Genomic DNA, 24,360 nt, shown 5'->3' on the forward strand with positions numbered 1-24,360 from the left:
TATGAAACCAGTTAAAATAGCATTACTTTCAGTTGTTATTGGCGGTGTTGTTGGTGCAGCGAGCATGAATTTATACTCGGGGCATACGATGAGCGCAATGGCGATGACGGCTCAAGAAAATAGCGCATCATCAAGCAGTGAGCCTTTGTATTGGGTTGCCCCTATGGATGCCAATTATCGCAGAGATCAGCCGGGTAAATCACCTATGGGTATGGATTTAGTGCCTGTTTATGCCGACGATGCACAAGGTGAGAAGTCACCAGCGGGCACCGTAACAATAGATCCAAGCGTGGTGAACAATTTAGGCGTAAAAAGTGCTTTTGTTGAGAAAACGATCCTGTCTCCAAATATAGATACTGTGGGTTATATCGCGTTTGATGAAAGTAAGTTGTGGCAAGTAAACGTACGTGTAGCAGGCTGGGTTGAAAAGCTAAATATCAATGCCATAGGTGAAAAGGTAAATAAGGGCGATGTGTTATTTACTCTTTACTCTCCTGAATTGGTGAAAGCACAAGAAGAGCTACTAAACGCGTATCGAACAGGTCGAAAAGGACTGGTCAAAGGCGCAAGAGAACGTTTGCAGTCATTGGGTGTGGATAAAGCTCAAGTTAATTCTATTGTTAGAAGCGGTAAAGCAAATAAAAACATAGAGATAAAAGCGATTTCAAGCGGTGTCATTGCGAGTTTAAATATTCGAGAAGGTGGCTATTTATCACCCTCTCAAATCGTTATTAGTGCAGGACCTTTAGAAAATGTATGGGTAGATGCTGAAGTTTTTGAACGTCAGGCTCACTGGTTATCTTCTGGTAATAAAGCGGTGATGACGTTAGATGCGGTCCCTGGGAAACGATGGGAAGGTGAAGTGGATTACGTTTATCCGATTTTGGATCCAAAAACACGAACCATGCGCATGCGTTTAAAATTCGATAACCAAGATGGTGTATTGAAACCAAATATGTTCGCTAATATAACCATTCACCCTAAAACAAAAGAAGAAGTATTAACGATACCTCGTCAAGCGGTCATCCGTTCAAATGGCATGGCCCGAGTGGTATTGGATGAAGGAAATGGGAAGTATCGCTCAGCCCGAGTTATTGCCGGTCGTGAAGCAGGCAATAAAGTAGAAATAGTTAAGGGATTGAAAGAAAACGATAAAGTAGTCACGTCAGCGCAATTCTTATTGGATTCTGAATCAAGCAAGACGGCAGAATTAAGCCGAATTAATGGTCCCGAAAACAGTGTTTGGATTTCTGGCAATATTACTATGCTAATGGCTGATTTTGGCATGGTTACCTTTGATCATAAAGCCGTCTCACAATGGGATTGGAAAGCGGGTGAAATTAATTTTTCGGTTGAGAAAGAGATTGATTTGGCTTCTTTTCGTGAAGGTGAAGCGGTTCAGTTTTTAGTTCAAAAAGTGAATGATGAATATCAATTGATTGAGATTGAAAAAGAAGGGGCGTTATTATGATCCCCGCCATTATTCGTTGGTCGATTAAAAATCGATTTTTAGTTCTCGTTGCGACTTTTGCTTTAGTTGTTGCAGGAATTTACAGTGTAAAGAATACACCAGTCGATGCTTTGCCTGATCTTTCAGATGTTCAAGTGATCATTAAAACCAGCTACCCAGGTCAAGCGCCTCAAGTGGTGGAAGATCAGGTGACTTACCCGTTAACTACCGCAATGCTTGCGGTTCCGGGGGCTGAAACGGTTCGTGGTTTTTCATTCTTTGGTGATTCCTATGTTTATATCATTTTTAATGATGATACCGACATGTACTGGGCGCGTTCGAGGGTGTTGGAGTATTTAAGCCAAGTTGCGCCTAGATTACCCGCAGAGGCAAAACCCACATTAGGGCCCGATGCGACAGGGGTTGGTTGGGTATACAGTTATGTATTACAAGATAAAACCGGTAAGCACGATTTAGCCGAATTACGCAGCTTGCAAGATTGGTTTTTAAAATATGAACTGCAAACGGTCGATGGCGTATCAGAAGTTGCTACGGTAGGTGGAATGGTGAAGCAATATCAGGTGGAAATTGATCCTGATAAATTGCGAGCTTATAACCTAACACTACAACAAATTAATAAAGCCATTAAAGAGGGGAATCAAGAGGCGGGCGCTTCGGTTATCGAAGTCGCGGAAGCTGAACACATGGTTCGTACATCGGGTTACTTAAGCAGTATTGAAGACATAAAATCATTGCCGCTAAAAGTAACCGATAAGGGAACGCCTTTATTGCTTGGTGATATTGCTGATATTAATCTTGGACCACAAATGCGCCGTGGTATCTCTGAATTTAATGGAGAAGGCGAAGCGGTTGGTGGCGTGATTGTCATGCGCTTTGGTGAAAATGCCAGTAACGTCATTTCGAATGTAAAAGAAAAATTGGCTCAATTACAAAAAGGCTTACCAGAAGGCGTTGAAATTAAAGCAACTTATGACCGCTCTAAACTTATTGACCATGCAGTAACAAATTTATGGGAGAAATTGGCTGAAGAGTTTATCGTCGTTGCCATTGTTTGTGCTTTATTCTTATTTCATATTCGTTCTTCGTTGGTTATTGCATTAAGTCTGCCTGTTGGGATCCTTTGTGCGTTCATTGTTATGCATTGGCAAGGAATTAATGCCAACATCATGTCATTAGGTGGTATCGCAATTGCCATTGGTGCAATGGTTGATGGTGCTATCGTAATGATAGAAAACGTTCATAAACACATAGAAAAAACACCATTAACGGACGAAAACCGTTGGCAGGTAATAGGTAAAGCGGCAGAAGAAGTTGGACCTCCACTCTTTTTCTCATTACTTATCATTACCTTAAGCTTTGTTCCTGTATTTGCATTAGAAGGCCAAGAAGGGAAGATGTTCTCCCCATTAGCCTTCACAAAAACCTTTGCAATGGCGGCTTCTGCTGGCCTAGCAATTACCTTAGTACCTGTATTAATGGGCTATTTTGTTCGAGGTAAAATATTGCCTGAGAACAAAAATCCAATAAACAAAACGCTAGTGGCACTTTACCGACCATTACTGAATTTGAGTTTACGCTTTCCAAAAACGATACTTTTGGTTGCCGTGGTCTTAATGGGATCGTCATATTATCCAATCTCTAAAATGGGCAGTGAGTTTATCCCACCATTGGATGAGGGCGACTTAATGTACATGCCAACAACCTATCCAGGAATCTCAATTGGTAAGGCGCGAGAGTTACTACAGCAAACCAATAAACTGATTAAAACCGTTCCAGAAGTCGATACCGTGTGGGGAAAAGTGGGGCGAGCAGAAACAGCAACCGATCCAGCACCATTAACAATGATAGAGACGGTTATTCAGTTCAAGCCTAAAGATGAATGGCGTGACGGTGTAACTACTGAGTCAATTAAAAAAGAGCTAGACCAATTGATTCAATTCCCTGGAATAACGAATGCGTGGGTGATGCCAATCAAAACGCGTATCGATATGCTAGCAACAGGAATTAAAACCCCAATAGGGATAAAGATAGCAGGGCCAGATCTTAACGTAATAGAAAAGATCGGCGCAGAGTTAGAACCTATTTTAAATAACGTTAAAGGAACCACCTCGGTTTATGCAGAGCGAGTCGCTGGTGGGCGTTATATAAATATCGATATAAAACGTCGCCAAGCCGCTAGATATGGCTTAAATATTAAAGACATTCAACAAGTTATATCAACAGCTGTGGGTGGAATGAATGTAGGAGAAACCATTGAAGGGTTGGAGCGTTACCCAATTAATGTTCGTTATCCACAATCGTATCGTGATTCTGTTGTTAAGTTGCAGAACTTGCCATTGATAACGGCGAACGGTGCTCGAATTGCTTTAGCTGATGTCGCTGATATTCGTTATGAAGATGGTCCACCAATGATAAAAACAGAAAATGCACGACCTAATGGTTGGGTGTTTGTAGATATTGATGGTCGAGATCTAGGCTCTTATGTGCATGAGGCTCAACAAGCTGTGCATGATCAATTGGATTTACCCGCGGGCTATTCCCTTGGTTGGTCTGGTCAATACGAATACATGGAACGAGCAAAAGAGAAATTAACGACGGTTATTCCTGTAACCATCGCGATTATTATGCTGCTTTTGTATTTAAGTTTTAAACGAGTTGGTGAAGTGTTAATCATCATGGGGACATTGCCGTTAGCTATGGTTGGCGGTCTGTGGCTAATGCACATCTTAAACTTTAATTTCTCGATTGCCGTTGGTGTTGGGTTTATTGCTTTATCCGGTGTTGCGGTTGAGATAGGTGTGATCATGTTGGTGTATTTGAATCAAGCATGGGATGAAAAACAAGCCACAGCAAAAGAAAACCACAATTCGGTAACGCAACAAGATTTAACGTTAGCCATTGGTGAGGGCGCAGGGTTACGTGTTCGTCCTGTCATGATGACAGTACTGACAGTGATTATCGGTTTAATTCCAATTATGTATGGCTCGGGTACGGGATCAGAAGTAATGCAGCGTATTGCAGCCCCAATGATTGGCGGGATGGCGTCGGCATTATTATTGACCCTAGTCGTTATCCCTGCGGTATTCAAATTATGGAAACAGCGTTTGTGTAAAGATTTTTCAGAATGAAATTTATATATAAATACGTTAAATAAATAAGAATATTAGTGATTTATGCCTGTAGTGGAATAAGTCACGTAATAAATAATTAAACAAAAAAGGAAATAAAAATGAAAAAAACAGTATTAGCAATAGCACTATCATTGGTAGCGAGTTCTGCAATGGCAGAAATGGACCACAGTAAAATGGATCACGGTTCAATGGATATGAAAGGAATGGACATGAGTAAGATGGATCATTCCAAAATGAATATGAAAGACATGGATATGAGCAAGATGGAAGGCATGTCTATGGACGATATGAATGCGGTAGGAATGCCAGCAACCGGCATGAAAGCAAATAAAGTCGTTCATGTCATTTTATCTGATGATATGAAAATTACCTTTAAAAAAGAAGTCGATATTGAACCTAATGATATCGTTCAATTTGTGATTATGAATACAGGTAAAATCGATCATGAGTTCTCAATTGGTAATGAAACCGAGCAATTAGAACACCGTGAAATGATGAAGAAAATGACATCAGGTCATGCACATGACAGTGGTAGCACAGTCACAGTTCAACCAGGTAAGGCAAAGCAAATTACGTGGCATTTCCATGGTGATAATAACGTAGAGTTTGCGTGTAATATTCCAGGGCATGCAGAAGCAGGGATGGTGAAGAAAATAACGTTATAAAAGACTGTTTTTAAGATAACAAAGCGGTAAGGTGGGTGGCCTTACCGCTTTTTTTATTGTGCCATCAAATTATAATTTGAAGAATGACAATTGTTGTTTTTGTTCTTCTGCTAATCTTGATAACTCAGAGCTTGCACTTGCACTTTGGCTAATGCCCGTGACGTTTTGATTCACAAGCTCAGACATATTAACGACATTGCGGTTAATATCTTGAGTTACTTGAGATTGCTCTTCAGCCGCAGTTGCAACTTGAGTGTTCATATCATTAATCGCATTGATAGATTCGGTAATACCAACAAGAGCATCACCTGCTTTTGCTGTTAGCTCTTTATTTAGCTCTAACATATCAAGGCTTGATTGCATGCTGTCGTTAGCTAAACCTGATTGCTCTTGAAGCGCTTCAATGATCGTTTGAATTTCTTGAGTTGATGATTGAGTACGAGCAGCAAGTAAGCGTACTTCATCAGCAACGACGGCAAAACCACGACCAGATTCACCCGCACGAGCAGCTTCGATAGCCGCATTGAGTGCAAGCAAGTTAGTTTGGTCTGAAACCCCACGAATCACTTCAACGACATTATTGATTTGTTCTGATTGCTCTTTTAGGCGATTAACAACAACAGCAGCATCAGTCAATGCTGAAGCCATTTTTTCGCTTGCTTCAGTACTTTGAGCAAAGATATCTAAACCTGCATGCGCTAATTCATTGGTTTCACGAGCTGTTTTATCAGCGGCAAGCGCATTATCACTTACGTTATCAGCAGTGCTTGATAGTTCATTGACTGCTGAAGCAACTTGTTCTATTTCGCTTAATTCTTTTTGCGAGTTTGATTCCGCTTCACTCATTACAGCGGCAAGTTCAGTAGACGCTGAAGCTACGCTTTCATTAATGTTACTTAACTCTTCAATGGTTGCTTGAAGCTGACGAGCCGTTGTATTGATGTCGTTACTCAGTTGAGCAATTTCATTATCACCATCGGCATCAGCTTGAACGGTTAAATCGCCTTCAGCTAAACGACGGATCAGTGATTGCAGCTTTTGGATAGGGTTTACGATTAACCCAGATAACCACCAAGCTGTAAGCAGTGAAATAATAAATACTGAAATGATAGTAATTGCTGCCGTATTTTTTACTTGAATGTTTCTTTCGTAGCTTTCATTCATTAGAACGTCAGAAAACTTATTTACCTGCTGAGATAGGTCATTAATGGTTTCTACCATATGGTTGCCTGTCTTGCGGTATTCAGCAATCATCGAGTCTTGAGTTACGTTGTTTGAAAGACCTTGTTCTTTACGTGTACTGAAATCGATCATTTTTTTTGTGAAATCAACGTAGGCAGAAACGCTAGCACGTACTTTTTTTGCATCACTACTGAATGTTTTTTTATCTTCGATTTCATTAAGTAATTTATCAATCGATTTTACTTCATTTTGCATTTGTACATAGTAGTTTTCTCGACGTGCCGAGTCATAAATCGCGTATACGGCACCAATACGTAATGGATACACTTGGTCATCAATTTTTGCTAGTTGATCTTTATAGAAAACAAATGAGGTTGTGTTATCTGCAATTGTGTCTTGTTCTTTTTCTAAAGTCGTTGCCGTATACCATAAAGAAGCAAAAAGAGCTAAAGCAGTAAACAGAACAGGGAGTAATATTTGTATACGAATAGATGTATTTTTAAGCGAAAATTGCATTTTCAACCTCTGGGATTTTGAGAAAAGTATAGTTAAGAACAACATCTCAATTAATATTTTGTCGAAATATAGACCTTTGTCACACTTCTGTCTAGGTCTGGTGCCTTTTTATTAAGAAATGTCAACTTTGTGGTTGATAAATGTACGATATTGATTAGTTTATCCTTGGTGGTCTTATTGTTGAAACAAATTTCTTGGTTTTTGGTGTAAAGTTGGAAAGTTTTTATTCATATGTAGGAAAGAAAGTGAAATCCAATAATGTTTTTTGTATGAGCAGGGTAAGTACATTGGAAGTGAATATCATAAATCATGAAATAAATGCTTTTCTAGCGAGTTATCGACTATTGAAAACCTTATTATTTGGATGAGAGATTTACATGAAAATACAGCAGGATTATGAAGACGTTTTTCTTATGATAATAGTTATTGAATGACTTGCTGTAAATGAAACTAAACAGGCCGAGTTTTTCATTCGTTTGAGGTGAGAAAGAAGAAATCCTCCCTAAACCAGTATAAATACGTAATGAGCGAAAGTGTGCAGTTCATTGTTATAAGTGTTTAAAAGGACAAGAGATTGACTGAAGTGTCTTTACTTTTTGTAATCATGACGACGTTCAGTTCTTTACGAAGGGATTTGTACGGTTGTCTAACTTGTGTACAGAAATGATTCCAATGTAAATCATCCGTCTTAGAACCGCATTTTTGTTCGGCCGCCATCTTTGATACAATCACGCGCTTGATTTTAGAAGGAGGGTTAAATGAAATTATTGTATTGGTTAGACGAGTGGTTGACTCACTCACGTTCAGAGCAACAAGCGCAACTACCGATGTCTGGGGGCGACTTACTTGATGATGTTTTTGTTAAGTATGAGTTTGTTGATTTGGATAAGCCATTACTGTTCACCTTTTCTCCTGCAGGGACCAATGTTCAGGAACAAGATATCAATGCTGATTTTGCCCCTTGGGGTTACCATTTAGCGCAAAAACAGCAGGTTAACATAATATCTTTCCAGCACTTGGGAAAAAGTAATTGGTTCCGCAACCGCAATTTAATCTTCTTTCTCGAACAATTAACCACTTTACTTGACCCCTTTACGTATCGTTTAGGATACGGATTGAGTCGTGGTGGTTTTGCTGTTGGTGCTTTTGCAAACTTACTAGAACTTGATCAAGTGTTGTTTTTCCACCCTGTTAGTACTAAAAATCAAGAGATTGCGCCTTGGGATGACAGATCAAGTACTGAGTTAGCACAGAAGTTTGATTGGTTAGGGGATTATCACGATCTTAATTTGGGTAAGGCAAAAGGCTACATTATTTATGACCCAACAAATAGGATAGATCGCTTACACGCCAAACGTTATCCTGAACTGACTCATCTAAGGGTCTTTGGTATGGGTCATGGTACCCACAGTACGTATTTGAATAAGTTTGGTTTTTACAAACAAGTTGCCGTGGATTTCATTCGTCACCAGAAAATTGATATTGCCCAATTTCGCCAACAAACGAAGACATTACGTTTTAAAGAAGATTATTATCAAAGGCTTAATAAGGCGAACTCTAGCTCTGAGCATCGTTTGGGATTGTTGAGTAAGGCACATAATATTCTTATCGATGAGAAGGAAGCACATGTGCAGGAACATCAGGCACAATTGGATGTACAGCCTCTTATCGATATTGCGCTTAAACATCAGGATGAACATCCACAGGATGCAATTCAACTGTTAGAAATGGCTTTGAAATTGGTTCCAGATGATCCTTTGGTAGAGCGTAAACTTAAGCAGCTGATTTAGGTTTTCACTGAGATTTCAATAATAATGGGTACCACTGTATTTGGTGGTGCCCTTATAGTTTTATTACTCAAGACTCAATTTTTACTGCTTCTGTTTTATTCTGAATTAATTTAACTCTTCAGCCATCTCTATTTCGTATATTTCATCAGCAATATCTTGTGTTTTACGCTCGATAATTGTTTGAGCATCCGCTAAGCCTTGATTATAAAACACAGGGCCAGTTTGTTTGATAATAAAATCTAACAAAAACTCACCATCAAACTGACCTAATTCCATATCGAGTTCTTGTTCAAAATAGCCTTGAAATTTGTGAATTAATTCATCTCGTTTATTTTTTGGTATCGTAATGGTGGTCATTCTCTGTCCTTAGTGGTTATGTTTTTTTTGAAGGTTATGAACGGCTTTATTGTACATTATCCACGCCATTATCCCTGCCATCGTATTACCCACTAATGCACCCATGAATACACCATGTAACCCAAACAAGGTTGAACCTAGCCATATCATCGGTAAGAAACAGGCAAAAAGTCGCAGTATAGAAATGGTTAACGCTCGCATTGAAACCCCAAGCGCATTACAAACAGACACCATCAACATACAGATACCCAAAGAACTGAGGCTGATCGGAACCCACATAAGATAGGCCTGAATAACGCTGATTACATTACTGTCAGTGCTTAATAGGTTTGCTAAGGGTTTGGCTACAATGAATAACAAGATAGCAAGGCCGATCTGCCACGTTAATACAAACTTAGCGGCAATACGGATCAGCTTTTGAATATCATCGAACTGTTTAGCGCCTAGCATCTTTCCGACCATTGGTGGAATCGACATGGTTAACGCAAGTACAACAACAATAGCAAAAAATTCGATACGAGAAGCCATTGCCCAACCAGCAACCGCCGCTGCGCCAAATCCTGCAATGATTTTAGTCGCCATCATTGAAGAGAGTGGTGGCAATAATTGGCTCATCATCGCGGGTGACATAACAGCATTCAATTCTTTAATCGATTGAGCGATTGGCAGATCATGCCAAGAAAAAGAAATCCAATGACGTTTGAAAATAGAAGGAAGAATAATACAAAAGCCAATACTGAAAGAAAGGATCGTTGCCCACGCCGCGCCGTTTAACCCGAGATCAAAATGAAAAATAAAAATAGGGTCTAAAATCATGTTTAATATACTGGTGATTACCATCATTAAACCGGGTAACTTGGTGTCTCCGTTTGCTCTACACACACTGTAAGCAAAGTAAATCATAGCACCAGTCCAACAGCTTGCTAACCAAACCGGCCAGTAGCTATCAATAACGGGGAAAACATCGGCTTGTGCTCCCAGCAACGAGAGAATAGGCCCACGAGAAAACCAAATAATCAAGCACATAGTGAATACCATTACGGCACCCAAAATTATGACTAATCCACCTAATTGTTTTGCTTTTTGAGGTTGTTGGGCGCCAAGAACTCGCGCAATAACGGCTGTCGTTGCTATGCCTAACCCAACTTGCAGACCAATAATTACCATTTGTAATGGCATGGTAAACCCTTGAGCGGCAAGAGGAAGAATACCTAGTTGTCCAATGAAGGCACTGTCGACTAATTGAAAGCTCATTAAAGAAAGTACACCAAACATCATTGGCCATGTCATTTGAAAAAGCTGTTTTGAAAGAGATGGGGTTGGCATGATTATGAGGTGCTCAGTAAGTATTGATTGGTCATTGTACTGATTATAGAGCAAGACACAAATTCAGAAAGAAGATAGTAGAAAAAAGCCCTTATTAGCGAATCGACTTCGGTTTAAATAAGGGCTAAGTTTATCTGTTATTTATAAAATCAAATACTTGGCAATAATGATTCAGGCATTAGTTGATTGTATGTAGCCTCTAGCAATAGGGCGTTTGCTTTGGCAATGTCTGGTGCGAAATAACGGTCTTTGTCATAAAAATCGACACGTTCACGCAGCATAGCTTTTGCTTGTTCTATTTTTTCTGAGCTTTTGTTTGGAGCTCTGAAATCTAACCCTTGAGCCGAAGCGAGCAGTTCGACGGCTAATATCCCGCGTGTATTTTCGGCCATATCCCCTAAACGACGGGCTGCAAAGGTTGCCATTGATACGTGATCTTCTTGGTTTGCAGACGTTGGTAAACTATCAACAGAAGCCGGGTGAGCAAGGCTTTTGTTTTCACTGGCTAATGCCGCTGCGGTGACTTGCGCGATCATGAAACCTGAGTTTACTCCGCCGTTATCCACTAAAAATGGCGGTAATTTACTTAACCCACTGTCAATGAGGAGTGCCATTCGACGTTCAGACAAACTGCCAATTTCTGCAATGGCTAACGCTAGATTATCCGCAGCCATTGCGACAGGCTCTGCATGAAAGTTACCGCCAGAGATAATGTCGCCATCTTCTGCGAAGACTAAAGGATTATCCGATACAGAGTTTGATTCTATCTCTAATGTATCGGCAGAGTTTCTGATCTGTTGTAAACACGCGCCCATCACTTGAGGCTGACAACGCAGTGAATAGGGGTCTTGTACTCGTTCACAGCATTGATGTGATAAACCAATCTCACTATTTTGTGCTAACAAATGACGATAGCCTAATGCAGCGTCCATTTGACTACGATGCCCACGAACACGGTGAATTCTTGGGTCAAACGGTTTACGGCTGCCTAATGCGGCCTCAACCGTCATTGCTCCACAGACCGTTGCGGCGGCATATAAATCTTCGGCAGCGAATAAGCCTTCTAGAGCAAACGCAGTAGAGGCTTGAGTTCCGTTCAGTAGTGCTAATCCTTCTTTTGGTGCGAGTGTTATTGGATCTAACTTTGCGATTTCTAAGGCTCTTTTACCTGAAATCACTTCGCCTTTATAACGGGCTTCACCTTCGCCCAATAAAACAGTACTCATGTGAGCTAAAGGGGCGAGATCGCCAGAGGCACCAACAGACCCCTTTTTAGGAATGCAGGGATAGACTTCAGAGTTAACTAATTGAATTAATGCATTTACCACCAGTGGGCGAATGCCTGAGTATCCGCGAGAAAGGCTGTTTACTTTCAGGGCAATCATTAACCGAACGGTTGCGTCGTCCATGAATTGACCAATACCCGCAGCATGCGACAGAACAATACTGCGTTGCAGTGTTTCTAGATCTTCTTCTGCAATACAGGTATTGGCGAGCAACCCAAACCCGGTATTAATGCCATAAACGGTTTTACCGTCTCGGATCACTTGAGCCACCACCTCGGCACTGGTGATCATATCGGGTAAAGCGTCTGGATGAAGTGAAAGTTGAGTAGGGTGACGGCTAACTTCACGTAACTGTTTTAGAGATAACTTGCCTGGAATAATTTCTAATGAATACATAGTTCGTTTCTCGTTATGGTTGTGATACCAACTCGTGCAGCTAGGTTGGTATTCTTTATAATTATTTTTAATGTAGGGTTTATTGCTACTTATTTTGGTTCAGATAGCATAGGTAAATCTAAGTTTTGTTCTTTAGCACAATTGATTGCGATGTCATAACCCGCATCCGCATGGCGCATAACCCCTGTTGCTGGGTCATTATGTAGGACTCGGTTAACTCGTTCTGCTGCATCATCGGTACCATCACAAACAATAACCATGCCTGAATGTTGAGAGAACCCCATGCCAACGCCACCCCCATGATGAAGTGATACCCAAGTCGCACCCGATGCGGTGTTAAGTAGGGCGTTTAGCAGTGGCCAATCGGATACGGCATCAGAGCCATCCATCATACCTTCTGTTTCACGGTTTGGACTGGCAACAGAACCTGAGTCAAGATGATCTCGACCAATGACAATCGGTGCTTTTAATTCTCCATTTTTTACCATTTCGTTGAAAGCTTTACCGAGACGAGCACGATCTTTTAAGCCAACCCAACAAATACGAGCCGGTAATCCTTGGAACTGGATACGTTCACGCGCCATATCAAGCCAATTGTGCAAATGCGGATTGTCAGGAATAAGCTCTTTTACTTTTTGATCGGTTTTGTAGATGTCTTCTGGATCGCCAGAAAGTGCCGCCCAACGGAAAGGCCCGATGCCTTCACAAAAAAGCGGACGAATATAAGCAGGCACAAATCCTGGGAAATCAAACGCATTAGCCACGCCTTCTTCTAATGCCATTTGACGAATGTTGTTACCATAATCTACCGTTGCTGATCCTGATTTCTGTAAATCAAGCATAGCTTGGACTTGAATCGCCATGGATTTTTTAGCTGCGATAACGACTGCAGGTTCGTCTTTTAAGCGCATTTCTGCCGCCTGTTCCATTGACCAACCTTGCGGTAAGTAGCCATTGAGGGGATCATGAGCGGACGTTTGGTCGGTGGTAATATCAGGTACAATACCGCGTTGAACGATATCGGCATACACATCGGCGGCATTACCTAATAAGCCAACAGACACGGGTGTACCAGACTGTTTTGATTCTTCTATTATTGCCAATGCTTCGTCTAATGTGGTGGCTTTGCGATCCACATAACCTGTGCGTAAGCGATAATCGATACGTGATTCATCACACTCAACAGCAAGCATTGAAAATCCAGCCATGGTTGCAGCGAGAGGTTGCGCGCCACCCATACCACCAAGGCCGCCAGTTAATACCCACCGACCTGCGGCTTTACCATCAAAGTGCTGACGAGCCATAGCAATGAACGTTTCGTAAGTGCCTTGAACAATGCCTTGAGAGCCAATGTAGATCCAACTGCCTGCCGTCATTTGGCCATACATCATCAAGCCTTGTTTATCGAGCTCGTTAAAGTGCTCCCAATTGGCCCAGTGAGGAACTAAATTGGAATTTGCAATGAGTACACGGGGCGCATTGGTGTGAGTTTTAAATACACCGACAGGTTTTCCTGATTGCACAAGCAAGGTTTCATCGTCTTCAAGGCGGGTTAGCACTTCTACAATTTTGTCGTAACATTGCCAATTTCTCGCTGCACGACCAATACCACCATATACCACTAACGCATGAGGGTGCTCAGCGACGTCTGGGTGTAAGTTATTCATTAACATACGAAGTGGGGCTTCGGTTAACCAAGACTTCGCCGTTAATGCAGTGCCTGTTGGTGCGATAATAGTCCGAGATTCATCTAGTCGAGGATTAGACGATGAGGTGTGTGTCATTGTTGCTCTCCTTGCTGTGATAGGCCGAGGCCATTATTTGTGGTTTTCATGCCACGGGCGATAGTCCAAGCTAACCTTGCGGCTAAGCGTGCGGTTTGATTATCAATGTCAAAGTTTGGGTTGTATTCGGCCAGTTCAGCCAAACGTAATTTAGATCGGCCTTTATGAGTTGAAGCCGATAAAATATCGACAATAAGCGATTCTATAATCTCGAATGGCACACCTCTTACCGCCGGCGCACTAACCCCTGGGGCGACTGAGGCAGGAAAAACATCAATGTCGATAGTGAGATAGAGGTAATCGTTGTTCGCGATAAAGTCAGTTAACGCCTGCTTAACGTGAGATAAATTAGAATGGGTTAATTCGGTATCATCAAAATAAAGCACACCAAGCTCGTCTGCTTTTTGATAAAGGGCTTGTGTATTACTGCCACGATTTAGCCCTAAACAGGCATAATTAAATGGCCAATCGTTAGCGTCACAATATTGAGCGATTTGATGAAATGGAGTACCAGAGCTACCAATACGTTGATGCGATAATTGATCTGACTTGTCATTCGATGTTGGCGGATTTCTTAGATCAAAATGGGCATCAAAATTAATGATCCCAATGCGTGGAGGGTTATCCTTTTCAGGCGTTCTCTTCTGTTTTAAATGACGTGCAAGCCCTTGGAATGATCCCCATGCCACTTCATGACCACCGCCAAAAACAATGACTTGCTGTTGATTGGACAGGGCGTGTTCAACCGAGTCACCAAGTTGTTGCTGCGCTAACTCAAGATTGTCGTCATCACAATATACGTCACCGCCATCAAAAACAGAGCCTTGATGGTGCCAAGCGAGATTCGCTAATGCACGGCGGATCGCTTGCGGTGCAAAATAAGCACCAACACGACCTTTGTTGCGAGAAACACCTTCGTCACACGCAAAGCCAATAAGAGTGATCCCATCGTGAGATGAGTGAGTTAAAGGGGTTATTTTTTGATGCCAACGTAAACCGAGTTCGCCATCTTCAAGGTCAACTCTGCCATGCCAAACGGACATATCAATCGTATGATTATCTTTCATGAGTTCCCTTAATTATAAAAAATGTCACCATTAACCACTCTGGCAATAAGATCAGGAACGCCTAAGCGATAAGAGAGCTCGGCGGGTGAATCCAATTGCCACAATGCAAAGTCAGCCTCCATGCCGACAGATATTTGTCCACGAGAGCTTTGTAAGCCAAGGGCTTGAGCTGCATTACAGGTAACACCGCGCAGAGCTTCTTCTGGGGTTAATCTGAACAAGGTGCAGGCCATGTTCATCATCATCCGTAAAGAGGCGATTGGAGACGTGCCGGGGTTAAAGTCTGTCGAAATCGCCATTGGTACATGGTGTTTACGTAATAAGTCGATGGGTGGCAGCTGTGTTTCTCGCAAAAAATAAAATGCACCGGGAAGAAGTGTGGCAACGGTACGATGTTTAGCTAAAGACTTAACCCCATCGTCATCAAGGTATTCAATATGGTCAACAGAGTCTGCGCCCATTGAGGCGGCTAAGGCGCTGCCACCTAGGTTTGATAATTGTTCAGTGTGCCCTTTTATGCCTAATCCATGTGTTAACGCAGCATCGAAAACACGTTGACATTGTTCTACTGAAAACCCAATCCCTTCACAAAATACATCAACGTGATCCGCTAACTTTTGTTCGGCTACCGTAGGAATGATTGAGTCACAAATTAAGGTGATGTAATCGTCAGGCTTGTCTTTGTATTCAGGAGGAAGAGCGTGCGCTGCCAATAAGGTAGAGGAGACTTTCATATCTGGTAATTTAGCAATACGTTGGGCGACTCGGAGAATTTTTAGTTCATCATCAAGTGTTAAGCCATAACCCGATTTAATTTCGACAGTAGTGACGCCGTCACGTTTAAGTCCTTCTAAGCGTTGAACGGCCAAATGGTACAATTCATCTTCACTGGCCTGTCGAGTCGCGTTAACGGTCGATAAAATACCACCGCCTTGCCGTGCGATTGCTTCGTAAGGGATACCTTGTAAGCGTTGCTCAAATTCATGAGATCGGTTGCCTGCAAAAATAAGATGAGTGTGACAATCAATGAAACCCGGAGTGATTAAGGCATTACCACAATCAATAACATCAGGATGACCATGAAATATCTCGGGGCAGGAGTGGCCAACGTATTCAACTTTTCCATTCGTTACGCCTACCATTGCATCTTGGATAATTTGATAGCCATCATTTGGCGTAGACAGATCGGTTTTCATTGTGACTAGGTTAAGATTCGTAAAAATTCTATCCATGAGTATCTGCCTATGTAAATTAACGGATAAGTTAATATGTATATACAAATAAATAGACGTTTTTAATCGATAAGGCAAGATGGGTTGTAATGGAATTGTGATCAAAAGAGTAATTGTTGACCATTTTAAATCTAAATTTGAGAAGATACTCCGGTCAGTATCTTCGAGTTTTTTATACTTTAGTACGAGAGGTTAACTTGTATCTGTCTCCGGGATGGTACAAAAGAGCGACGCTAATAAGGTTATGTTCGCTCCACGTTCTGCGGTTAAGTAATAAACAAGGGATATAAGCATCCATGTCTAGTAACTCAACAATATGAGGAGAAGCAATGATGGCTTCAACAGAATGCTCAATGTCGCTTAAAGGGCAAGTTTGGACTAAATACTCGTTAGGTGTTTGTTTAGTAAAGTCTTGTTCTATATAGCTTGGTGCAAAGTTTGGATTCACCCAACGCTCTTCAATTTGAATCGGTCGATTATTCTCGTAATGAACGATTTGGGTAAAGTAAACAATGGTATTGTTTCTAACACCAATTTGAAGCGCGATGTTGCCATTGGCTTCAATTGATTGCTGAACAATTATTTTATTGGTGTAATGATTACCTCGATTACGAATTTCTGTCGCTATATTACGGATCTCCATCAACGGTGATTCGGCTTTTTTATGGCAAACAAATGTGCCTAAACGAGGAGTACGTTGTAATAAGCCTTCTGTAACTAATTCTTTTATCGCTTTATTTGCTGTCATACGACTGACTGAAAATTCATCGGCCAATTCGATCTCTGTCGGTATTTTAAAACCGACAGGCCAATCTCTGGTTTGAATTTTTTCATTCAAGTATTGTTTGATCTGTTGGTACCGAGGAAGTTGGTTCATCAGGTTCACTTATTAAATTGACTATACAAATAAAAGCAGGTTTTGAAACGACTTACAAGAAAATAATCATTCATTATTAATTTATACGGTGTAGGTAACGTTAAGCGGATGAAAAGCAAAGCCGGGAAGAGTACACTCTCTGAACATAAAGACAGAGCAGGTAACAACGTGCATTTATTAGATAGACTGACGATTCGCCTTTTTCATGATGAAAGACAAAAGCAATTTTCAGGTGATCATGCGAGGAGTTTAGGTTGGAATTCAACTGAGTCTCAGTTTTTGCGTTTTAAAACGATAGCGAATGCATTGAGCTTTGAGAATAAGCGCGTACTCGATTTAGGTTGTGGCTATGGTGATCTTAAAACCTTTTTAGACATGAGTTGCTGTGTTAAGTCGTATGTTGGGGTTGATCAACAATCAAGTTTTATTAAACAAGCTAAGAAACAGTTTGAGCTGCAAGATAATTGTGAATTTATTAAAGGGGATTTTTCTTCTAAAAAATTACCGGTAGCCGATATTGTTGTGGCGAGTGGTTCGTTAAATTATCGTGCGAGAAACAAAACCTATCATGCTAAAGTTATACGCGATATGTATGAAAAAGCGGAAGAGGCTGCCATTTTTAACTTGTTAGATAGCAAATACTTTAAAAAAAGTCGGTTATTAGAAGCTCATGATCCTAAGCAAGTGTTTAATTACTGTTTAAGTTTATGCCCAAACAGTCAGTTAATTACGGGTTATGCCGATGAGGACTTTACGATAGTCATGCGTAAGTAAATTTAGACGGCTTAGATATAAAAATGGCTAATCAAAGGATTAGCCATTGTATAATTTCAGCTTAGAAATGATTATTTAAAATCTAATAATTCCACTTCAAAAATCAGAACTGAACCCGGTTGGATAGAGCCTGCAGAGCGATTACCATAAGCTAAGTTACTTGGGATAAAGAAACGCATCTTTTGGCCAACAACCATCAATTGAACACCTTCCGTCCAACCTTTGATTACTTGTCCTAAGCCAAATTCAATTGGCTCACCACGCTCTACTGAGCTATCAAATACATTACCGTCAATTGTTGTACCGTGGTAATGCACTTTTACTTTGCTTTTTGCTGTAGGGTGCTCAGTGCCCGTACCTTCTTCAAGTACTAGGTATTGAAGTCCAGATTCTGTCGTCTTCACGCCTTCTTTAGTGGCATTTTCAGCTAAAAACGCTTCACCAATTTTGATGTTTTCTTGGGCAAGTTTTGGGTTGCTTGCAAAACGTTGAAACAGCATATAACCAAGTACGATAAGCGCAATAGTGATGATGATTTTAGACACGTTATTTCCTTATGTTTAAATAAATTACTTTTCTAATAGGTAACGGATAGTTTCAGCGATTTTCTTAGGGTCGTCATGACCACCAATTAATACGTTGTATTTACCATTAACCACAAAAGTAGGGACTGAACTGATACCTGATTGCTCAGACAGCATTTTTGCATTATCTACTTTTTGGATAAGAATATCACGTTGCTCGTCATTAAAATCGTAAGGACTTGTTAGGCCACGAGAGGTGAATGCTTTCGAGTACGCTTCTTGTTGTTGAGTTAGCGTTGTACCTTCACCCATTTGCGTTGCTGCAAATAAGTCTTCCATGAATGCATGATCTGGTGTGCCTTCAACTTGCATGTCTGCCGCGTAGTAGAACATTGCTGCTACATGCGCTGATTGGTTAAAGGTAATGTGCATTTTATAAATGTCAGTACCGGCTTCTTGGCTAATTACTGGCAAGAAATTTTCCATGTTACGGCAGTGGCCACAAGATAATGCGAAAACTTCCGTTACTGGAGCCATATTTGCACCCGCTAATTCAGCAGGAAGCACTTCGTATTGAACGCCTTCTTTTGGTTCATTACTGTCGCTACAAGCGGTTAAAAAAAGTGCAGAAGAAAGGATAAGTAGCAGTGGTTTAATGATAGATTTCATGTGAATTCTCATAGGTAATTATTTCGAATGAAAATAGCATGAATTGAGATAAGTAGAAATAAAATAGGACAACAAATGTCGTCCTATTGAGTAAATTATTGTAAAGATTTTACAGAGTTACACTTTACGTACCTGAATGATCATTCCCATTAGAGGGTGGTCAATATAGTGTGTTTCGCCACTGCGCATTTGACGCTTTTCTTTCATGCGGTATGACTTTAAAAATTCTTTTACTTCAGTTTCTGGGGTAACACTCTCTAAATGACCCAGTTGAACATCTGCGTTTGGATCTTCTTTAATCGCTAGTGAAGAGTTTTCATCGATAATGTTTGTGTCTTCGTTTACTTCAACGTCAGTGATTTCTTTTTCTTCGATTGGCGTGTTAACGATAAACTCATGCTGACCAGGGACTTTTAAGTCTAACGTTGTTTTTACATACAAATAATGTTGAACATAGACTTGCATTGTGCCATCTAACTCAAGAAGTGAGCCTGACGTGTCCGCTACTGGCTCTGTGACTTCAGTTTCAGTAATCGCCGTTTCTGATGTGTCGACTTTCTTTTCAATAGCAATGGGTGCGTTTAAAGGGGTTAAAGCTAAATCAGCCTTAGCATCTGCAATCGTACGTCCATCCGCCACAAAACGGTCTGAGAAATCTTGACCAGCTTGAATATGGAAAATAGGAGAGCGAGATGAACCACGGTCACCTTGTCGCCATGCCACATGAACCAGAGGTTTAAAACCTGCGTGGTTTTGCAGTTTGGTGTAAACATTATTTAACTTATATTGAGATAAAGACAATAGACGAGCCCCATTTTGGCTCATCATAGCACTATCGCGGTATGAGAATGCGCGCTCTAAGTTGATTGGGTCTAAAACATCAGGCCATGATTCTTGATAAGACGATGGCTCTACATTTCGCTTGAAAATGATGACTTCAACATCAAATTGGCGAGCAAATGAAGGCCAGCTTGCCAGTAAAATCAACGCGTAAATTATTTTTTTCATTCATACTCCAGTGAAGAATGCTTTTTTGTACGCCATGCGATCTGTGATCGCCATGGCTTGATTATTTTTATTTTATGTAACTATTTACTAGATTCTATTTTCGTTAAACAAATTGAGCAAGTCCATTACGTATTTAATTCGCACTTGTCTCTCTGTTAAGTCTTTTATAAATTTAATTTTAGTCGGTCCATCTAAAGCAAACCCGGTTGGGTCTTTTTGCAGTAATCCAACTAAGAACATTGGATTAATGTCTGCCGTTGGTTCAAATTCGATGTAACCGCCATTGCCGTGAGCTTCCAATTTCTTCACTTTTATCGATGCAGCAAGCATTTTAACTTCTGCGCTGATTAATAATGTTTGTGCCGCTTCAGGTAAAGAACCAAAACGGTCAATGATTTCAACTTTAAGCTCATCTAATTCGCCATTGCTTGAAACACTAGCAATACGCTTATAGAGAGACAGTCGAGTATTGACATCTGGGATGTACTCTTCTGGAATTAACGCGGGTAAACGTAATTCGACCTCGGTTTGTTCTCGTAATAAATCATCTAAAGAGGGCTCTTTGCCTTCTTTTAATGCTTCAACGGCTTGTTCTAGCATTTCCATGTAAAGCGTAAAGCCAACGGATTGGATTTGTCCACTTTGTCCATCACCCAGTAATTCACCCGCACCACGGATTTCTAAATCGTGTGTTGCTAGAGTAAAACCGGCTCCTAAGTCTTCAAGAGACGCGATAGCATCTAAACGCTTAACGGCATCTTTGCTTAGTGCTTTTGGATGAGGCGTTAGTAAATACGCATACGCTTGGTGGTGAGAACGACCAACACGCCCACGCAGTTGGTGTAATTGCGCTAGACCCAGTTTATCGGCACGTTCCATAATAATGGTATTGGCCGTTGGAACATCGATACCGGTTTCGATAATGGTCGTACAGACTAAAACATTAAAACGTTGATGATAAAAATCACCCATGATGCGCTCTAATTCACGCTCACGCATTTGACCGTGAGCCAAAGTAACTCGCGCTTCAGGGATCAGGTTTTCAATGTCTTTCGCCGCGCTTTCAATGGTCTCTACATTATTATGTAAGACATAGACTTGGCCACCACGTTTGATTTCACGAAGAATCGCTTCTTTAATGACATCATCGGCTTTTTCTCGCACGAAGGTTTTGATCGCTAAACGACGAGCTGGAGGCGTTGCGATGATAGATAAATCACGCATGCCACTCATTGCCATGTTCAAGGTTCTTGGAATTGGCGTCGCGGTTAGGGTCAGAATATCAACATCCGAACGCATTGCTTTTACTTTTTCTTTTTGACGAACGCCAAAGCGGTGTTCTTCATCCACAACCAATAAACCAAGATCATCAAATTTAATACTGTCTTGTAATAATTTGTGCGTACCGATCAGAATATCAACTTTACCTTCAGCAGTTGCCGCTAAAATTTCTTTTTGTTCTTTGGCTGATTTGAATCGAGATAATACTTCCACACGAATAGGAAAGTTAGCGAAACGGTCTCGGAAATTTTCAAAATGCTGTTGAGCAAGTAGGGTCGTAGGAACTAATACAGCCACTTGTTTTTCATTGTTTGTTGCTAAGAACGCGGCACGCATTGCGACTTCTGTTTTACCAAAGCCAACATCACCACAAACTAGACGATCCATTGCTTTTGCTTGGCACATATCAGATAAAACGTCGTTAATCGCAATTTCTTGGTCGTGCGTTTCTTCAAACGGAAAGCTTGATCTGAAATCAGCGTAAGCTTCTTTATCTTGTTTAAAGGCAAATCCAAGTTTAATGGCGCGCTTGGCGTAAACATCCAATAGCTCTGCGGCTACATCGCGGACTTTCTCTGCGGCTTTACGACGAGCTTTGCCCCATGCATCACTGCCTAGCTTACTGATTGGTGCAGAATCATCTGCGCCGGCTGAGTAACGGCTAATGAGATTAAGTGAAGACACGGGAACATACAGTTTCGTTTCGTTTAGGTACTCTAACATCATGTATTCAGCTGGCATATCACCAACATCTAATGTTTGAAGCCCCATATAACGACCAATACCGTGATCTAAGTGAACGACAGGTTGACCGACTTTTAGTTCAGCAAGGTTACGAATGATGGTATTGCTATTAACGGCTTTGTTATCACCACGTCGACGACGCTGTATTACGCGCTCACCCAGTAGGTCACTTTCACAAATAAAGGCAACACATGGGTTTTGAAGAATGAAACCACGCTCAGCAGAACCGATCACTAATGTCGCTTTGTTCTTATGCGTTACGGCGTCTTTTAAGGAATCACAAATAGAAGGTTTTAGCTTAATACGTGCTAATAATTCTAATAATGCTTCTCGGCGACCTTCTGATTCAACAGAGAAGATGACTTGGCCACTGAATTTTTCGTAGAACTGACGGAATTGAGCAAACGGTTCTTTATTCTGATGTTGAATAGCAATTTCAGGCAATTCTAATAAATCAGGATTAAAACGACCGGCTTTTTCAATCTCAGGTTCTTTCGCTAATTTGACTCGTGGATAGTGTTTGAAGAAGCCAAACATATCGGTCGTTCTTAACCACAATTCATTCACAGGAAGAAGAGGGCGAAGAGGATCAACACGACGTTGCTCGTAACGATATTCAGCATCCGCTAAGAAATCATCTGCGGCTTTTTCAATATCACCAATCGTCACTAATAACGTATTGTCTGGTAGATAATCAAATAGGGTTTCTGTTTCATCAAAAAACAGAGGTTGCCAGTATTCGATACCAGCAGGCCAAGCCCCTTTACTGATTTGTTGATAAACCGATTCTGGTTCACGGCGCGCATCAAAACGCTGACGCCAACGAATACGGAAATCTTCAATCGCTACGTCATCCGTTGGGAATTCGTGAGCAGGGAGTAGATTGATTGATTTTACTTCTTCAATCGTGCGTTGATTATCAGGGTCAAACTGACGGATGGTATCAATTTCATCATCAAAAAAGTCGATACGATAAGGCAGAGAATTTCCCATTGGGAATAAATCTAATATGGATCCTCGGCTTGCGTATTCACCATGACTCATGACTTGATCAACGTGCAAGTAGCCTGATTTTTCTAATTGCAGCTTGAGTTTATCAAACGACAGATGGTCACCTACTTTTACGACTAAGGCGTGCTTGTGCAGAAAAGATTGTGGTGATTGTCGCTGCAATAAGGTACTTACCGGAACGATTAGCGTGCCATTCTTCTGCTTAGGCAAATGATATAAGCGCGATAAGCGATCTGAAATAATGTCCTGATGCGGTGAGAAACTGTCATAAGGAAGTGTTTCCCAATCAGGAAAAACCTCGACAGACTGTTGGCTAAATTGGTTAATTTCATTTTGTAAACGAAAGGCCAATTGTGGCTCGGTAACCGCAACCACGATAGGACCAGTGTGTTGTTGCTCTATCTCTGCAATAGCAAGTGCAAGAGATGAGCCCGTTAGATTACCAACAGAGCGGGTATCATTGGCTTTTGTTGGTAATGATAATGACAGTAAATTAGTAATAGGCATCAGGATATTCAATAATTAAGTTAAGTTGCGTTCTTGAGCGCGAAGTTTTAGGATTTTTTGTTGTTGAAAGAGCGCCGCTTTTATTAGCAAATCTTGATCAATATCGCGTAGGCGATCGTAGCTCATTTCAATCATAAATCCAGAGTCTGTTTCTTGGCATAGTGTCACACTTGCATAGCAATAAATTGCCGCTGGTGGGTGCTCTAAAAACAATTTCACACGTGTGTGTTGGCCTTGAATTAGTGGTGTTTTACTTTCAAAAGTAAACTTACTTGCGCCAAACGAGGTGGTTTTATAACGATAATCTTTGTTGTCTTGTTGAATTAACAAGTAAGACAGAAGAAGGTTTAGTTTTTTGTCTTGGTTGTTCAGGTAGCTAGCAAGGCGCTTTCCATCATCTTGTTTTAAGAAAGAAAGTTCGCGTTCTGAAACATCATCAAGTGCACTGCATTCTTGTGCGACTCGAAAGGGCGCAGGGATTTCACGTTCAAACGTGTCCATGTTTGGTAATGAATCATCTACAGCAAGAGGTTCTACATTGATCGTTAGATCATAGTGAACCGAAAAGTATTCATTGTGTGACATAAACGACCCTCTATTTATTATTCTCTGATTATGGCGAAGTCAATGCGCATCAGCAAGTGTTTAATCTTAGGTAAGATAGTAAAAAAAGGAATAAATACCAGTATTTTACGTGATAGACTGTGCCCCTAAGTTGCTTGGGTATACCCATTATTATCACTATTCTAAGTGTGATTGAGA

18 protein-coding genes are annotated in these 24,360 nt (G+C 41.0%); 5 read left to right on the forward strand and 13 right to left on the reverse strand.

The annotated features are described in order from the left end of the window. Position 1: 1 nt before the first annotated feature. The 3 genes from A6E04_RS19500 (at position 2) to copI (ending at position 5,267) form a co-directional block, all read left to right on the forward strand. Positions 2-1,471 carry an efflux RND transporter periplasmic adaptor subunit gene (locus A6E04_RS19500; RefSeq protein WP_065612155.1) on the forward strand — a complete coding sequence of 490 codons (1,470 nt, stop codon included), beginning with the start codon at positions 2-4 and terminating at the stop codon, positions 1,469-1,471. Further along, entirely contained in the window at positions 1,468-4,599 is a 3,132-nt protein-coding gene (locus A6E04_RS19505) for an efflux RND transporter permease subunit (RefSeq protein ID WP_065612156.1), read from the forward strand. Before A6E04_RS19500 ends, A6E04_RS19505 begins: the two co-directional genes overlap by 4 nt. A gap of 101 nt (positions 4,600-4,700) precedes the next feature. After that, a complete protein-coding gene (gene copI / locus A6E04_RS19510; RefSeq protein WP_065612157.1) occupies positions 4,701-5,267 on the forward strand; it encodes a copper-resistant cuproprotein CopI in 567 nt (188 codons plus the stop codon). Between the two features lie 69 nt (positions 5,268-5,336). Here the strand turns inward: copI and A6E04_RS19515 are convergent, their stop codons facing one another. After that, a complete protein-coding gene (locus A6E04_RS19515; protein ID WP_065612158.1) occupies positions 5,337-6,965 on the reverse strand; it encodes a methyl-accepting chemotaxis protein in 1,629 nt (542 codons plus the stop codon). Positions 6,966-7,723: 758 nt separating this feature from the next. Here A6E04_RS19515 and A6E04_RS19520 point away from each other — a divergent pair. Continuing rightward, a complete protein-coding gene (locus A6E04_RS19520; RefSeq protein WP_012552014.1) occupies positions 7,724-8,755 on the forward strand; it encodes a hypothetical protein in 1,032 nt (343 codons plus the stop codon). Between the two features lie 105 nt (positions 8,756-8,860). Here the strand turns inward: A6E04_RS19520 and A6E04_RS19525 are convergent, their stop codons facing one another. The 7 genes from A6E04_RS19525 to hutC form a co-directional block, all read right to left on the reverse strand. Then, entirely contained in the window at positions 8,861-9,112 is a 252-nt protein-coding gene (locus A6E04_RS19525) for a DUF2164 domain-containing protein (RefSeq protein ID WP_012552013.1), read from the reverse strand. 9 nt (positions 9,113-9,121) lie between these two features. Beyond that, entirely contained in the window at positions 9,122-10,438 is a 1,317-nt protein-coding gene (locus A6E04_RS19530; protein ID WP_065612159.1) for an MATE family efflux transporter, read from the reverse strand. 149 nt (positions 10,439-10,587) lie between these two features. Continuing rightward, positions 10,588-12,120, reverse strand: coding sequence for a histidine ammonia-lyase (hutH, locus tag A6E04_RS19535; RefSeq protein ID WP_065612160.1), 1,533 nt, complete (start codon positions 12,118-12,120; stop codon positions 10,588-10,590). Between the two features lie 89 nt (positions 12,121-12,209). Beyond that, positions 12,210-13,904: a urocanate hydratase gene (gene hutU, locus A6E04_RS19540; protein WP_065612161.1), complete on the reverse strand. Its 1,695-nt coding sequence runs from the start codon at positions 13,902-13,904 to the stop codon at positions 12,210-12,212. Next, a complete protein-coding gene (gene hutG, locus A6E04_RS19545) occupies positions 13,901-14,971 on the reverse strand; it encodes a formimidoylglutamase (protein ID WP_065612162.1) in 1,071 nt (356 codons plus the stop codon). Before hutG ends, hutU begins: the two co-directional genes overlap by 4 nt. Before the next feature lie 8 nt (positions 14,972-14,979). Then, complete coding sequence (hutI, locus tag A6E04_RS19550) at positions 14,980-16,203, reverse strand: imidazolonepropionase (RefSeq protein WP_065612163.1); 1,224 nt, start codon at positions 16,201-16,203, stop codon at positions 14,980-14,982. A 172-nt stretch (positions 16,204-16,375) separates the two neighbouring features. Further along, positions 16,376-17,080: a histidine utilization transcriptional repressor HutC gene (gene hutC, locus A6E04_RS19555; protein WP_065612164.1), complete on the reverse strand. Its 705-nt coding sequence runs from the start codon at positions 17,078-17,080 to the stop codon at positions 16,376-16,378. Between the two features lie 108 nt (positions 17,081-17,188). Between hutC and A6E04_RS19560 the strand changes: the two genes are divergently transcribed. Then, the gene (locus tag A6E04_RS19560) at positions 17,189-17,854 is read left to right on the forward strand and encodes a class I SAM-dependent methyltransferase (protein ID WP_017023159.1); all 666 of its coding nucleotides are present in this window, start codon (positions 17,189-17,191) and stop codon (positions 17,852-17,854) included. Positions 17,855-17,925: 71 nt separating this feature from the next. On the opposite strand, the gene bamJ is transcribed toward A6E04_RS19560, so the two are convergent. From bamJ to A6E04_RS19585, 5 genes are all read right to left on the reverse strand, one after another. Then, a complete protein-coding gene (bamJ, locus tag A6E04_RS19565; RefSeq protein WP_012552006.1) occupies positions 17,926-18,399 on the reverse strand; it encodes a BamJ family beta-barrel-assembly machinery protein in 474 nt (157 codons plus the stop codon). 24 nt (positions 18,400-18,423) lie between these two features. Then, positions 18,424-19,047 (reverse strand): thiol:disulfide interchange protein DsbA/DsbL, encoded by a 624-nt coding sequence (locus A6E04_RS19570; RefSeq protein ID WP_065612165.1) that lies wholly within the window; start codon positions 19,045-19,047, stop codon positions 18,424-18,426. A gap of 117 nt (positions 19,048-19,164) precedes the next feature. Continuing rightward, entirely contained in the window at positions 19,165-20,055 is an 891-nt protein-coding gene (locus tag A6E04_RS19575; protein WP_065612166.1) for a peptidoglycan binding protein CsiV, read from the reverse strand. 87 nt (positions 20,056-20,142) lie between these two features. After that, positions 20,143-23,598 carry a transcription-repair coupling factor gene (mfd, locus tag A6E04_RS19580; protein WP_065612167.1) on the reverse strand — a complete coding sequence of 1,152 codons (3,456 nt, stop codon included), beginning with the start codon at positions 23,596-23,598 and terminating at the stop codon, positions 20,143-20,145. Positions 23,599-23,613: 15 nt separating this feature from the next. After that, positions 23,614-24,183 (reverse strand): hypothetical protein, encoded by a 570-nt coding sequence (locus A6E04_RS19585; RefSeq protein ID WP_023603981.1) that lies wholly within the window; start codon positions 24,181-24,183, stop codon positions 23,614-23,616. Positions 24,184-24,360 lie beyond the last annotated feature (177 nt).

The organism is Aliivibrio logei (assembly GCF_001691055.1).
Classification (GTDB): Bacteria; Pseudomonadota; Gammaproteobacteria; order Enterobacterales; family Vibrionaceae; genus Aliivibrio; species Aliivibrio salmonicida.